The 14551-nt window shown below is 68.5% G+C and carries 12 protein-coding genes and 1 pseudogene; 12 read left to right on the plus strand and 1 reads right to left on the minus strand.

Translation table 11 applies throughout. The features are described from left to right. The first annotated feature begins 86 nt into the window (after positions 1-86). From mreC to AC1VXD_RS16565, 9 genes and pseudogenes are all read left to right on the plus strand, one after another. On the plus strand, positions 87-1136 hold the full coding sequence (gene mreC, locus AC1VXD_RS16525) for a rod shape-determining protein MreC (protein ID WP_482992948.1): 1050 nt from the start codon (positions 87-89) through the stop codon (positions 1134-1136). Continuing rightward, entirely contained in the window at positions 1133-1618 is a 486-nt protein-coding gene (gene mreD / locus AC1VXD_RS16530) for a rod shape-determining protein MreD (protein ID WP_079223400.1), read from the plus strand. Before mreC ends, mreD begins: the two co-directional genes overlap by 4 nt. Positions 1619-1621: 3 nt before the next feature. Further along, positions 1622-3703, plus strand: a complete 2082-nt coding sequence (gene mrdA, locus AC1VXD_RS16535) for a penicillin-binding protein 2 (RefSeq protein WP_482992949.1) — start codon at positions 1622-1624, stop codon at positions 3701-3703. After that, on the plus strand, positions 3700-4812 hold the full coding sequence (gene rodA, locus AC1VXD_RS16540; protein ID WP_482992950.1) for a rod shape-determining protein RodA: 1113 nt from the start codon (positions 3700-3702) through the stop codon (positions 4810-4812). Before mrdA ends, rodA (AC1VXD_RS16540) begins: the two co-directional genes overlap by 4 nt. Before the next feature lie 95 nt (positions 4813-4907). Beyond that, complete coding sequence (gene rodA, locus AC1VXD_RS16545; protein ID WP_482992951.1) at positions 4908-5999, plus strand: rod shape-determining protein RodA; 1092 nt, start codon at positions 4908-4910, stop codon at positions 5997-5999. 388 nt (positions 6000-6387) lie between these two features. Continuing rightward, positions 6388-6797, plus strand: a pseudogene (locus AC1VXD_RS16550) (hypothetical protein). 458 nt (positions 6798-7255) lie between these two features. Beyond that, on the plus strand, positions 7256-8404 hold the full coding sequence (mltB, locus tag AC1VXD_RS16555) for a lytic murein transglycosylase B (protein WP_482992952.1): 1149 nt from the start codon (positions 7256-7258) through the stop codon (positions 8402-8404). Continuing rightward, a complete protein-coding gene (locus AC1VXD_RS16560; RefSeq protein ID WP_482992953.1) occupies positions 8401-9675 on the plus strand; it encodes a septal ring lytic transglycosylase RlpA family protein in 1275 nt (424 codons plus the stop codon). Before mltB ends, AC1VXD_RS16560 begins: the two co-directional genes overlap by 4 nt. A gap of 98 nt (positions 9676-9773) precedes the next feature. Further along, positions 9774-10994, plus strand: coding sequence for a D-alanyl-D-alanine carboxypeptidase family protein (locus AC1VXD_RS16565; protein WP_482992954.1), 1221 nt, complete (start codon positions 9774-9776; stop codon positions 10992-10994). A 125-nt stretch (positions 10995-11119) separates the two neighbouring features. On the opposite strand, the gene AC1VXD_RS16570 is transcribed toward AC1VXD_RS16565, so the two are convergent. Continuing rightward, the gene (locus tag AC1VXD_RS16570; RefSeq protein WP_482992955.1) at positions 11120-12181 is read right to left on the minus strand and encodes a lipid A deacylase LpxR family protein; all 1062 of its coding nucleotides are present in this window, start codon (positions 12179-12181) and stop codon (positions 11120-11122) included. A 259-nt stretch (positions 12182-12440) separates the two neighbouring features. On the opposite strand from AC1VXD_RS16570, the gene AC1VXD_RS16575 reads away from it, so the two are divergent. The 3 genes from AC1VXD_RS16575 to lipA are packed head-to-tail and all read left to right on the plus strand — an operon-like array spanning position 12441 to position 14447. Then, positions 12441-12719: a YbeD family protein gene (locus AC1VXD_RS16575; RefSeq protein ID WP_150453134.1), complete on the plus strand. Its 279-nt coding sequence runs from the start codon at positions 12441-12443 to the stop codon at positions 12717-12719. Further along, a complete protein-coding gene (lipB, locus tag AC1VXD_RS16580; protein ID WP_482992956.1) occupies positions 12707-13417 on the plus strand; it encodes a lipoyl(octanoyl) transferase LipB in 711 nt (236 codons plus the stop codon). The genes AC1VXD_RS16575 and lipB overlap by 13 nt, the downstream gene beginning before the upstream one ends. Positions 13418-13436: 19 nt before the next feature. Beyond that, positions 13437-14447 carry a lipoyl synthase gene (gene lipA, locus AC1VXD_RS16585; protein ID WP_482992957.1) on the plus strand — a complete coding sequence of 337 codons (1011 nt, stop codon included), beginning with the start codon at positions 13437-13439 and terminating at the stop codon, positions 14445-14447. Positions 14448-14551: the final 104 nt, after the last annotated feature.

Raw genomic sequence — 14551 nt, forward strand, 5'->3', positions numbered from 1 at the left:
TCCGGGGTGTGGCCCGCTGCTGCGGGCCAGCGCCGGTGGGGCGCCGCCGTGTTTCCCCTTCGCCCTTTGCTGGTTGAACTGTTGCCGTGCCGCCTTACGCCGGTCCTCCCGTAGCCTCCCGATCCGGTGACGCCGCCAGTCCGTTGCGACTGCTCGCCTACCTGGCCATGGCCATCATCCTGATCGTGCTGGACGACCAGGCCGGTTGGCTGGCGCGCGTGCGCGCCCAGGCCGATGCGCTGGTGCAGCCGGTGTGGGCGCTGGCCGGCCTGCCCGGCAAGCTCAGCAACCAGGTGCGCGACAACGCGGCCAGCCATGGCCAGCTGGTGGCCGAGACCCGCGAACTGCGCAACCAGCTGCTGCTGGCCAATGCACGCCTGACCCGCCTGCAGACCGCCGCGCTGGACAACGCCCAGCTGCGCGAACTGCTGAACGTGGCCGAGCGCAGTGGCCTGGACGTGCAGCTGGCGCCGATCCTCGATATCGACCTGGACCCGGTCAAGCAGCGCCTGGTGCTCGATGCCGGCAGCCGCGATGGTGTGCACGTGGGGCAGGCGGTGATCGATGCCGGTGGCCTGATGGGGCAGGTGATCAGCACCACCGGTGGTACCTCCACCGTGCTGCTGCTGACCGACCCGGACCATGCCGTGCCGGTGACTGTGGCCCGCAACGGCGTGCGCCTGATCGTCTACGGCCGCGGCGACACCCTGCAGCTGCGCGACATTCCGTTGAGCGCGGGCGTGGAAGTAGGTGATGAGATCGTCACCTCCGGCCTGGGCGGGCGGTTCCCGCCGGGCTTCCCGGTCGGCACCATCACCGCGCTGCGCCCCGACGACACCCACGCCTTCCTGGTGGGCGAAATGAAGCCTGCCGCCCAGCTCGACCGCGGCCGCGACGTGCTGCTGCTGCGCCCGGGCGCGGCGATCCGGATTCCGCCGGAGCTGCGCCAGAGCCTCGAAGCCGGCGTCGCCGGAGGCCCCGCCGAGACCGATGCGCTGCCCGCGGGCACCGCGCCGGCCACGGCGCCTGCACCGGCTGCGAAGGAACCAGCCGCCCCAGCCAGTTCCCAGGTAGTGCCGGCCACTGGCCGGCAACCGCAACCGCAGCAACCCCTCCCGCAGGAGCCCGCACGATGAGCCGCCTGCGCGACAACCCCTGGGTGCTGCCGGCCAGCCTGGTCGTGGCCCTGCTGCTGGGCCTGCTGCCGCTGCCTGCGCTGCTGCAGCCGCTGCGCCCGTACTGGCTGGCGCTGGTGCTGGCGTACTGGGTCATCGAGGCCCCCGAGCGCGTGGGCCTGGGCATCGCCTTCACCAGCGGCGTCATCGCCGACCTGCTGTATGGCGGCGTGCTCGGCGAACAGGCCATGCGCCTGGTCATGCTGGCCTTCATCCTGCAGCGCTTCCGCGCCCGCATCCGCTTCTTCCCGATGTCGCAGCAGATGCTGGCCATCGGCGGCCTGCTGTTCAACGACCGCATCGTCAGCGCGCTGGTGCACATCCTGGTGGGTGAACCGACCCTGCCGTGGTCGTACTGGTGGGCACCGCTGCTGGGCATGGGCCTGTGGCCGCTGGTGTTCGTGCTGCTCGACGCCGTGCGTTTCGGCAAGCGCGGGCGCTGAGCCATGATCCCGCGTCGCCAGGTCAAGAACCCGCACGCCGAAGCCGAACAGTTCCGCCGCCGCGCGGCGCTGGGCTTCCTCGGCGTGCTGGTCTGCCTGCTGGGCCTGGGCGGCTGGTACTTCAAGCTGCAGGTGCTGGACCACGACATCTACGCCACGCGCTCGGAGGCCAACCGCATCAAGCCGCGGCCGGTCGTGCCCGGGCGCGGCATGATCTACGACCGCAACGGCCGCCTGCTGGCCGAGAACGTGCCGGCTTTCCGCCTGGACGTGACCCCGGACAAGGTCAAGGACATGGACGCCACCCTGGACGGGCTGGCGAAGATCATCAGCATCAGCCCCGAAGAGCTGGAAGCGTTCAACAAGTCGCGCAAGGCGCGCCGCAAGTTCCTGCCGGTCACCCTCAAGCTGCGCATGACCGATGAGGAAATGGCGCGCTTCGCCGTGGACCGCTGGCGTTTCCCGGGCGTGGAGCTGGAACCCTACCTGACCCGTCGCTATCCCTATGGCGACCTGTTCGCGCACATCATCGGCTACGTCGGCCGGGTGGACGAGAAGGACCTGGAGATCCTCGGCGAAGGCAACGCCGCGCTGACCCACATCGGCAAGTCGGGCCTGGAGCGCTATTACGAGCAGCAGCTGCGCGGCAAGGTCGGCTACGAGCAGGTCGAGACCAACGTGCAGGGCCGCGCCATCCGCACCATCGGCCGGGTGGCCGCGCAGTCCGGCGCCGACCTGCGCCTGTCCATCGATGCCGATCTGCAGCGTGCGCTGGTGGCCGCCTTCGGTGACCAGGAAGGTTCGGCCGTGGCGATGGACCCGCGCACCGGTGAAGTGCTGGCGATGGTCAGCCTGCCCTCGTACGACCCCAACCTGTTCGTCAACGGCATCTCGCATGCCGATTTCAAGGCGCTGAACGACAACCCGTCGCGGCCGCAGTTCAACCGCCTGGTGCTGGGTGGCGTCGCCCCCGGTTCCACCCTGAAGCCGCTGATCGGCCTGGCCGGCCTGGATTCGGGCGTGCGCCGGCCGGAAGACAAGGTGCTGTCCACCGGCATGTTCTACCTGCCGGGCACCTCGCGCGGCTGGGGCGATTCGCACCGCGGCGGCCATGGCTGGACGGACCTGCGCAAATCCATCGCGCAGTCGGTCAACACCTATTACTACAAGCTGGCGCTGGACCTGGGCATCGAGCGCTTCGACCATTACATGGAGTACTACGGCTTCGGCCAGCCGACCGGCATCGACCTGACCGGCGAGATCGGCGGCATCCTGCCGTCGCCGGCCTACAAGCGCAAAAGCCGCAAGGAAGCCTGGTACCCCGGCGACACCGTCAACATCAGCATCGGCCAGGGCGACTGGAAGGTCACCCCGCTGCAGCTGGCGCGCGGCGTCAGTGCGCTGGCCAATGGCCAGCTGCGCACCCCGCACCTGGTCATCCAGCAGCGTGCTGGTTTCGACCATGACTGGGTCGCGAGCGAACCCGGCCCGAGCAAGCCGGTCAGCCCCAACCCGAACAACCTGCAGGCCGTGCGCGAGGGCATGATGGCCACCATGCAGCCCGGCGGCAGCGCCGCGCGCATGGCCGCGGGCGCGCCGTACGTCATGGCCGGCAAGACCGGTACCGCGCAGGTAGTCAGCCGCAAGGGCACGGCCGCGGTGAACCCGAAGAGCCTGCCGATGCACCTGCGCCACCGCGCGCTGTTCGTCGGCTTCGCGCCGGTCGAGCAGCCGGTCATCGCCCTGGCCATCGCCGTCGAAGGCGGTGGCTACGGTGGTTCGGCCGCCGCGCCGATCGCCCGCAAGGTGTTCGACGCCTACCTGCTGGGCAAGATGCCCGAGGGCATGCAGTCGCTGGACGCCGAGCGCGGCACCACCGTCATCGGCATGACCGCGTTCGACAATGAAGATGCCAACGCGCGCCCGGCCGGCGACACCGCCGCCGCGCAGCTGGGCGAGCATCCGGTCCTGGTCGGCATGCCCGCCCCGGGACCGGCGCCCGCCCCGGCCCCGGGCGCGCCTGCCGCACCCGCCGCCGCGTTGCCCGCCAGCCCCCGTTCGCCCCCCGCGGAGCCTGCACGATGAGTGACTTCCTGCGCTGGGCCGGCGACATGCTGCGCCGCTTCTTCAGCAGCCTGGACTGGGTGCTGTGCCTGGCCCTCGGTGCGCTGATGGTGATCGGCCTGGCCACGCTGAAGAGCGCCGGCGGCGACAGCCTGGTGATGGCGCAGGGCGCGCGTTTCGTGGTCGGCCTGGCTGCCCTGTGGACCATCTCGCGCGTGCCGATCCTGCGCATCCGCTCGGCGACCCCGCTCATCTACGCGATCTCGATGATCCCGCTGCTGGCAGTGTTCGTGCTGGGCACCGGCAAGTACGGCCGGCAATGGCTGGACCTGAAGTTCTTCTACCTGCAGCCAGCCGAGCTGCTCAAGGTCAGCCTGCCGATGATGGTGGCCTGGTACCTGCACCGCATGCCGTTGCCGCCGCGCTTCAATACCGTGCTGGTGGCGATGGTCATCATCGGCGTGCCGACCGGCCTGGTGATGCTGCAGCCGGACTTCGGTACCGGCGTGCTGATCGCCGCCAGTGGCGTGTTCGTGCTGCTGCTGGCGGGCCTGCCGTGGTGGTGGGTGGGCCTGGGCGTGGGTGGCGTGGCCGCGGTCGCGCCGCTGGCCTGGTTCTGGCTGCTGCGGCCGTACCAGAAGGACCGCATCATGATGTTCCTCGACCCGGAGATGGACGCGCTGGGAGCGGGCTGGAACATCATCCAGTCGAAGATCGCGATCGGTTCGGGCGGCTTCGATGGCAAGGGCTGGGGCGAAGGCTCGCAGTCGCACCTGAACTTCATTCCCGAACAGACCACCGACTTCGCGTTCTCGGTGCTGAGCGAGGAATTCGGCTGGATGGGCGTGGCCCTGGTGCTGACCCTGTACCTGGTGGTGATCGGTCGCTGTCTGTGGATCGCCAGCCAGTCGCGCGATTCGTACTCGCGCCTGCTGGCCGGTGCCACCGGCCTGGCGTTCTTCGTCTACGTGCTGGTGAACGGCGGAATGATTTCCGGCCTGCTGCCGGTGGTGGGCGTGCCGATGCCGCTGATCAGCTACGGCGGCACCTCGGCGGTATCCCTGCTGGCCGGCTTCGGCCTGGTGATGGCCGTACGCAGCCACAACCCGGTGCACGGCGGCTACGGATAAACTGCGGCGACGCAGAAAACGAAAACCGGTAGCGCCGGGCCATGCCCGGCGACAGGGGAAAGCTTCGCGCAAGCGCCGCTCGCTACCCTGCCTGCGTGGAATGGAAACGTGTATCCGGCATCCGCCGCGAGGCGGTGCGTACGATCGACCTGCCGCTGCTGCTCGCCTTGCTGCTGCTGATGGCAGCCGGCCTGGCCGTGCTGCACAGCGTGTCGGGCCCGGTCACCGGGCAGGCCGCGCGCTTTGCCGGTGGCCTTGCGGCGATGTGGCTGCTGTCGCGGGTTTCGCTGCTGCGCCTGCGCGCGTGGACCCCGGCCCTGTATGCGCTGTCGATGCTGCCGTTGATGGCGGTGTACGTGATCGGGACCGGCAAGTACGGCCAGCGCTGGCTCAACCTGGGTGTGTTCTACCTGCAGCCGTCCGAGCTGCTCAAACTCAGCCTGCCGCTGATGATGGCCTGGTACCTGCACCGCCAGCCGCTGCCACCGTCGCCGCGCACGGTACTGACCGCCACAGCATTGATCGGTGTGCCGGGCGTGCTCATCCTGCTGCAGCCCAACCTGGGCACGGCCACCCTGGTCACCGCCAGCGGCGTGTTCGCGCTGCTGCTGGCCGGCCTGCACTGGGGCTGGGTGGCGGCCGGGCTGGCCAGCGTTTCGATGGCCGCGCCGCTGGCCTGGTTCGGCCTGCTGCGGCAGTACCAGAAGGATCGCGTGCTGACCTTCCTCGATCCCGCGGCCGATCCGCTCGGCACCGGCTGGAACATCCTGCAGTCACGCATCGCCATCGGTTCGGGCGGATGGGAAGGCCGCGGCTGGGGCAACGGCACGCAGGCCACCCTGGATTTCCTGCCCGAATACACCACCGACTTCGCGTTCTCGGTGCTGGGCGAAGAGTTCGGCTGGATGGGCGTGGCCACGATGTTCGCGCTGTACCTGTTCGTGGTCGGGCGCTGCCTGTGGATTGCCGTGCACGCGCGCGACACGCATGCGCGGTTGCTGGCCGGCAGCCTGGGGCTGGCGTTCTTTGTCTATGTGCTGGTGAATGGCGGTATGATTTCCGGCCTGTTGCCGGTGGTGGGCATCCCGATGCCGCTGGTCAGCTACGGCGGCACCTCGGCCGTTTCGCTGCTGGCGGGGATCGGCCTGGTGATGGCGGTGCGCGTGCACCGGCCGGTGAACGGGTAGCGCCGGGCTACGCCCGGTGGCTTTGGCTGACGCTTTTGACCTATCGCTGCGCGCCTCGCATCGCCTTCTGAAAAATTCGACTTTCCAACTTTTCTCATTGGCACCCATGGCCGTCCATGCAAATCATGGGCGGCCACCGACAACGGGTGGCGCGGGACTCCAATCCCGTTGACCTAAGTGTTGTTTACGCTTGCCAGCCGGCGTCGCCCTTTCCTGTTCGGGCGGCGTCGGCTGGCAATCTGTCCGTGCGTTTCTGGCGGGCGGTGCGTGGAGGGCCTCGTGCCCGCCGGCGCTTTAACACTTGGTCACCGGTATTGGAGCCACGCATCGTCCGCCACCCCCGCATCCTCGCGGGGTGGCTTCTTTGTCGACCGCACAAGGATGACCCATGACCACGTCCCGCTATCCACACCTGTTCGCCACCTTGGGCGAGGCTGCCAACGAACTGCCCGATGCCATCGCCCAGGCGTTGGAAACCACCCTGACCGCCACCCAGGACACCCCGTCGCCCGGTGCCATCACCCTGCTGGGCTGCCTGCAGCGTATCCGCCAGGGGGATACGCTGATGGCCAGCCCTGGCCCCGCAAGGGGCACACGCCGGGGCAGTGCCTGGCGCTGGCCCGCGCCAACCGCGCCAATGTCGGCCTGACCTTCCTGCTGGAGCTGCTGCACGCCGCCGAGCGGGCCCGCGTGGAGGGTGATGAAAGCCAGCACATCGGCAACGGTGCGCGCGATGAGCTGTTGCTGGCCTGCCGTGGTTTGTCCGAATACGTTGACCTGCAACTGCACGCCGCGTGACCGGAACGCCGGCGTAGTCGCGCGCTGTGGCAGCGAACATCCGCCCCATGCCACCGCCACCCCGACGAAGTGCCAAAAAAAATGCGGATCAATTCACACTTTGACGTGGTGTTGATCCGGATCAATGGACTTGTCGCAATCGGCCTGCACAATGGCGGCCCGTTCGGCATGGCGCGCCGTCTGCAGATGCAGCGCGAGGGGCGTCGGGCGGGAAGCAGCACTGGTCCAACGGATACAGGGAGCGCGGGGCACTGTCACTGGGGAGCGGCAGCCGCGCAGGTATCGACAGGATCCGGTCGCCGGTTGCGCCTGCGGGGATGGGGGCGCAACCGGCAACCTCTGCCTGAATGGGGCAGGGTAATCACGACGCCTTCACATTTCCCGCTGAACACGGGCAAATCGTTGTGATTCATGGTGTTAGGGGTTTTAATTCATCCATGACCTGCTAACCTGCGACGATGATTCGACGCTCCCTGGCCTGCTTGCTCACCCTCGGTCTGGTCGCCTGCGCGACCCAGCCGACGTCCCCGCCGACTTCACCCCAGGCCAGCAGCACGCCGCGCCATCCGGCCGGCAAGCCCCAGCAGGGCCCGGCCGAAGCCGCCCCGGAAGCGACCGCGGCCACGGCGCCGCCGGTCGACCTGACCCCGGTGCCGTTCGAGACCGCCCGCGCCAACTTCATCGCCGATACCGCCAAGCGTTATGGCCTGGCGCCGGCCGAGATCGCCCGCGTGCTCGACCAGGCGCAGGTGCGCCAGCCGATCATCGCGGCCATGTCGCGGCCGGCCGAGCGGGTCAAGCCGTGGAACGAATACCGGCCGATGTTCATCAGCAAGGCGCGCATCGATGGCGGCCGCGCCTTCCTGGCCGAGCACCGCGCCGAACTGGACCGCGTGCAGCAGCGCACCGGCGTGCCGGCCGAAGTAATCGTGGCGATCATCGGCGTGGAAACCAGCTACGGAAAGAACGCCGGCAACCACCGCGTGCTCGATGCGCTGTACACGCTGGCCTTCTATTACCCGCGCAGCGGCGACCCGGCCAAGCTGGAACGCGAAGTGCGCCGCGAGCTGTTCTTCCGCGATGAACTGGCCAAGTTGTTCGAGCTGGGCCGCGAAGAGAAACTGGACATCACCACGCTCAAGGGCAGCTACGCCGGTGCGATGGGTATGGGCCAGTTCATGCCCTCCAGCTATCTGGATTACGCCGTGGACGGCAATGGCGACGGTCGCCGCGATCTGTTCACCAGCTACGACGACGTGTTCTCGTCCATCGCCAACTACTTCGTGAAGAAGGGCGGCTGGGTGCGCGGCGGCCAGGTGGCGGTGCCGGCCACGCTGGCGCCGGGACGCGAGGAATTCAATCCGACCGAGTGGATGCCCACCTGGTCGCTGGCCGAGCTGGCCCAGCGCGGCTACGAGCCCAGCGCGCCGGTGCAGCAGGGTGCCACCGCCACGCCGATCACGCTTGAAGGCAGTACCGGGAAGCAGTACTGGCTGGGCTTCCAGAACTACTACGCGATCACCCGCTACAACCTCTCGAAGATGTACGCGATGGCCGTGTTCCAGTTGTCGCAGGCCATTGCCGGACAGGAGCTGCCCCCGGCATGAACATCAGATGGCTGGTCCCCGGAATCGTCGTGCTGGCGCTGGCAGCCTGCAGCAGCGCACCGGACAAACCCAGTGCCGGCCATGGCGGCAAGGTGCCCAGCACGGTGGTGCAGGGCAAGAGCGGGCGCCCGGCGCACTGCCCGGATGGTTCGCCGTACGCGGCCGCCACCGAGGACCTCGCCACCCGCGGCAACTACACCGCCGGCGGCCTGTACAAGCCGGGGGTGAAGGACACCACGCCCAGCTACGTGCCGAACGTGGCCTGCATTCCCGAGCCGGAAGTGACTGCGGTCGAGCGCTCGGTCATCGGCAACAAATCGCCCTACGTGGTGCTGGGCAAGTCGTACAACGTGCTCGACGACACCCATGACTATGTCGAGCGCGGCACTGCGTCGTATTACGGCGCCAAGTTCCACGGCCGCCTGACCTCCAACCGCGAGGTCTACGACATGTACCAGTTCACCGCCGCGCACAAGACGCTGCCGCTGCCCAGCTTCGCCCGCGTGACCAACCTGGACAATGGCGAATCGGTGATCGTGCGCGTCAACGATCGTGGCCCGTTCCACGATGGCCGCGTGGTCGACCTCAGCTACGCCGCCGCCGTGCGCCTGGGCATCACCCAGCGCGGCACCGGCAACGTGGAAGTGCGCGCGCTGCAGCCGGGCGAAAGCAACCTGCTGGCGCAGAAGCCGTCGCGCCGCGAGCGCCGTGCGGCCGAAGCCGCTGCGGCTGCCACGACCGTCGCTGCCGCACGCCCGGCCGTCGCCCCGCGTGCCGCCGCGCCCAGCGATATCGACCGTCTGGTCCAGCGTCTGCCCGCCGATGGCACGCCGGCCCGCGGCCAGCCCGCCACCACCCAGGCCGCCAGCAGCGCGCTGCCCGACGTGGCGGTCAGCAGCCTGCCGCCCAGTGCAGCGCCGGTGCGCAGCGCCGCCGCTGCCCCGGTGGCTGTGGCCGCCGCCACCCCGCGTACCGGCACGCCGCCGGTCCGCAGCACACCGGCCGCCACCCCGTCGCCGACGCTGTCGCAGCAGGTGGTGGGGGCTGTGATGGTACAGGTGGCCAGCTTCTCCAGCCGCGACAACGCCACCCGCGCGATGGGCCAGCTCAACGCCGCCGGCATCGTCGGCGCCACCATCAGCGACATCGCCGCCGGCGGCCGTACCCTGTTCCGCCTGCGCGTACCGGCCAGCGACCATGCCAACGCCGCGGAACTTGTCGGCCGCATCGCAGGTCTCGGCCTGGGTTCGCCGCAGATCGTCAAGGATTGATCCGCCCGGGCCGGTGCTGCCGGCCCCTGTCACACCGGCCGTACAATGGTCGTTCGAACCACCCTCCATTCTGGCCGTCCCCTGGAGCCTGCAGTCCCATGAATTTCCGTTCCGCCGCCACCGCCCTGGCCGCCACCCTGGTGGTTGGCCTGGCTTCCGCCCAGACGCCGCTGCCGACCCCGGCCACGCCGACGCCCGCTGCTGCTGCCGCCGCCCCGGCGGTCGTCGCCACGCCGCCGGCCCCGGTGCCGAGCACGTCCAAGGCCTGGATCCTGATGGACTACGCCACCGGCCAGATGCTGGCGGGCGAGAACGTCCATGAACAGCTGGCCCCGGCCAGCATCACCAAGGTGATGACCTCCTATGTGGTCGCCGCCGAGGTCAAGAACGGCAAGGTCCGCGCCGACGACCAGGTGATGATGAGCGAGCGCGCCTGGCGCGAAGGCGGCGCCGGCACCGACGGCAGCTACAGCGGCTTCCCGGTCAACCAGACCGCGCGCCTGGAAGACATGGAAAAGGGCATGGCGATCCAGTCCGGCAACGACGCCGCGATCGCCCTGGCCGAGCACGTGGCCGGCAGCGAGGAAGCCTTTGCTTCGCTGATGAACAGCTACGCCGCCAAGATCGGCATGAAGGACTCGCACTTCGTCAACGCCCACGGCCTGAGCGCCGAAGGCCATCACAGCACCGCCTACGACCTGGCACTGCTGGGCCGCGCGATGGTGCGTGACTACCCGGAAACCTACGCCTACAACAAGGTGAAGGAATTCCAGGTCGGCAACATCAAGCAGCCGAACCGCAACCTGCTGCTGTGGCGCGATGGCAGCGTGGACGGCATCAAGACCGGCCACACCTCCGAAGCCGGCTACTGCCTGATGAGCTCGGCCCAGCGCGGCGACCAGCGCCTGATCGCCGTGGTGCTGGGTGGTTCGTCGGAAAAGCAGCGCGCCGATGACAGCCTGGCCCTGCTCAACTGGGGCTTCCGCTTCTTCGAAACCCACCGCCTGTACGAGCCCGGCAAGGCCGTGGCCGAGCACAAGGTGTGGAAGGGCGCCACCGACAAGGTGCAGCTGGGCGTGGCCCAGCCGATGCTGGTGAGCGTGCCGCGCGGTCGCTACAACGACCTGAAGCCGAGCATCGACGTGCCCAAGACCCTGGAAGCACCGTTCACCGCCGGCCAGCAGATCGGCACCGTCAAGGTGACCCTGGATGGCAAGGTCGTTGCCGAAGCTCCGCTGGTGGCCGTGGCCGCCGTCGAACAGGCGGGTTTCTTCAAGCGCCTGTGGGACAGCTTCTGGATGTGGTGGGAATCGGAATGATCCACGCCACGGCGTGATGAGTGAAAAGGCCGGCGAAAGCCGGCCTTTTCATTTTTTTGTAGCGTCGAGCCATGCTCGACTGATCGCAACGACAGTCGAGCACGGCTCGACGCTACAGGGGGCAGTTACAGCGAGCGGCTGATGGTGAAGCTGCCGAACACCGGGGCTTCGCGCTGGCCGTTGAACTCGCGGGTGCTGTGGTAACGCGCCATCGCGAACTTCCAGCGGCCGCGCATCACCGCGATGCCGTAGCCGCCGTAGGCCACCACGTGGCGCTTGTCGACGCTGTGGCTGTCGCGGAAGGTGTTGCCGTCCAGGGTGATATCGCGGATCACCCACGCCGCATCGGTGGTGGCGAACAGGTGCCACGACCAGCCACTGGGCTTGCCGCCGCGGGTCGGTGCGGTGTTTTCACCCGCCGGGCGCAGCGGGGTGCTGCCGAAGTCATCGGGCAGCTTCCAGCCGAAGCGCACTTCACCGCCGAAATTGGCCTTGGTTTCCAGATTGCCGATCGAGCCGCCGTAGTGGCTGATCGCATCCCAGCCCCAGCCGCCGGCATTGACGCTGGCATCGCCCGGCCAGCGGCGCATGCGCTCGTGGGTGTACATCACCACCGGCTCGTTGTGCAGCTGGTTGTCCCAGCCCTGGAATTTCTCGTCGCCCAGCAGGTCATGCACCGCGTTCTGCACCTGCTTGCCCTGCGCCCACGGGCCGACCACGCCCAGGGTCAGCAGGGTGGTCTGCAGGCGGTCGCCGCGGCGGGCGTTGTAGCCGAAGCTGGCCACCAGCACGCCGGCATACGGGCGGTCATCCTCGATCACGTCCTTGCGGGTGAAGTCGGTGGGCGTATAGATGCCTTGGCCGAGGCTGAAGATCATGTTCTGCTGCTCGAACTCACCCGGGTGCAGGCGCTCGAGGTGACGGTTCACCCAGCGGGCCAGGCGCGGCAGGCAGGGGTCATCGGTGTAGTCCACCAGGTTGGGCGAGACCAGCGTCAGCTGGGCACCGTTGGTGTAGCCCTGGTCCTGGTCCTTGGCGCCGAACAGGTCGTTGTCGACACGGAAATTGACCTGCGGCGGGTGCTCACTCATCGCATCGGGACCGCACTGCTGGGCGGCGCGGGCAGTGAGGGGCAGGGCGGCGGCCGCCAGCAGGCCGGTCAGGCCGAGGGTGGCGGCTGTACGCATGGATGGAATGATCATCAGGTCGTTGGCATGTGAAGGTCGATTTATGCAACAAAAGACTACTCCCGTCCCCGTGACGGAGCGAGCCGTCCGCCTTCACTTGTCTGTTCCGTAAACCGCACTTGTCCTGCCGGAAAAACCGGTCGGCGCTCCGGCGCAGGCTGAACCGGGCCGCAGCCTGCAACGCAGCAGCCCGCCCGTGCGGCGTTTGACGTTGATGAATACTCTTGGGTTTGTTGCCCTGCGGCCCGATAATGGGGCCATGGAAATCAAGTCCGACAACCCCGAACACGGCTTCCAGTTCCCCGGTCAGTTCGAGCTCAGCGCGATGGGCCCGGCCAACCGCGGTCTGGAACAGGAACTCCCCCGCCTGCTGATCTCCGCTGGCGTCGACGTGGTGAACGAGCGCATCAGCTGGAAGCATTCGTCCAACGGCAAGTACGTCTCGGTGCGCCTGGTATTCCGGGCCGAGAACCGCGAGCAGTACGACGTGGCCCACCAGGCCCTGCGTGACCACCCGGAAGTGAAGTGGACGGTGTAGCGGCCAGCTGCGTGGCCGAGCCTGCCCCCGGGCAGCGTCCGGCCCGCCCTGCGGTGGTGCGCGACCTCGGTCGCCAAGCCTATGAACCGGTCTGGCGCGCCATGCAGCGCTTCACCGACCAGCGTACCGATGACGACGCCGACGAACTGTGGGTGGTCGAACACGATCCGGTGTTCACCCTCGGCCAGGCCGGCAAGGATGAACACGTGCTGGCACCGGGCGAGATTCCGGTGCTGCACGTCGACCGCGGCGGCCAGGTGACTTACCACGGCCCCGGCCAGATCGTGGTCTACCCGCTGCTGCGCCTGCCGCGGCTGGGCATCGGCGTGCGCGATTATGTGTGCCGCATCGAACAGGCCCTGATCGACACCCTCGGCGAATGGAACATCGGTGCCGAGCGCCGTGACGGTGCGCCGGGTGTCTACGTGGGCGATGCGAAGATCGCCGCCCTCGGCATCCGCGTCCGTCGCGGCTGCACCTTCCACGGCCTGGCCTTCAATGTGTCGATGGACCTGGAACCCTTCCACCGCATCAACCCCTGTGGCTATCAGGGGCTGCAGGTGACCTCGGTGGTAGACTTGGGTGGCCCGTCCGGGATGGACGCCGTCAAGCCGGTGCTGCTGGACCATCTGGCCCGCCAGTTTGGCCTTCTGCTGCAGCCCACGCCCGACCTGCCCGATCTTTCTGCGGCCGCCTGACCGCCCCCCCGGAACTGCCATGACTGAGACCACCGCCCGCACCATTCCCCTGCAGATCGTGCAGGCCGAGCTTCCGTCCGCCGCGCCGCTGCAGGTGGGCGTCAAGCAGATGGGCGGGGACAAGATCAACCGTTCGCCGGTGCAGTTCGCCGACGCACCGGTGCTGCGCAAGCCGTCCTGGATCCGCGTGCGCATTCCTTCGGGCAATGCCGTGCAGAACCTGAAGGCCAAGCTGCGCGAGAACCGCCTGGTGACCGTGTGCGAAGAGGCCAGCTGCCCGAACATCCACGAATGTTTCAGCCACGGCACCGCCACCTTCATGATCCTGGGCGAGGTCTGTACCCGTCGCTGCTCGTTCTGCGACGTGGCCCACGGCCGCCCCAAGCCGCCGGATGCCAACGAGCCGGCCACCCTCGGCCAGACCGTGGCCGACATGGGCCTGAAGTACGTGGTGGTGACCAGCGTCGACCGCGATGACCTGCGCGACGGCGGTGCCCAGCACTTCGTCGACTGCATCACCGCCATCCGCGAGAAGTCGCCGGGCACCCGCATCGAAGTGCTGACCCCGGACTTCCGTGGCAAGGGCCGCATGGAGCGCGCGCTGGAGATCCTGGCGCAGAACCCGCCGGACGTGTTCAACCACAACATCGAAACCGTACCGGACCTGTACCGCAACGTGCGCCCGGGTGCGGATTACCAGTGGTCGCTGACCCTGCTGAAGAACTTCAAGGCGCAGCACCCGTCGGTGCCGACCAAGAGCGGCATCATGCTGGGCCTGGGCGAGGCGTTCGAGCAGATCAAGGCCACCATGCGCGACCTGCGTGCGCATGACGTGGACATGATCACCATCGGCCAGTACCTGCAGCCGACCGCGCACCACCACCCGGTGCTGAAGTACTGGACCCCCGAGGACTACAAGGCGCTGGAAGACTACGGCTACGAGCTGGGCTTCAGCCACGTGGCCTCTGGCCCGATGGTGCGCTCGTCATACCACGCCGACGTCCAGGCCAAGGGCGCAGGGATTTCCTGACCGGTAGCGCGCGGGGGGGGCCGGGGGCGCGGGGGCCGGCGAGGCCCGCCGGCGCGCGGGCGCGGCGGGCGGGGGGGTGGCCGGCGGCGCGCGGGGGGGGGGGG

It is taken from the genome of Stenotrophomonas sp. STEN054 (assembly GCF_056854535.1).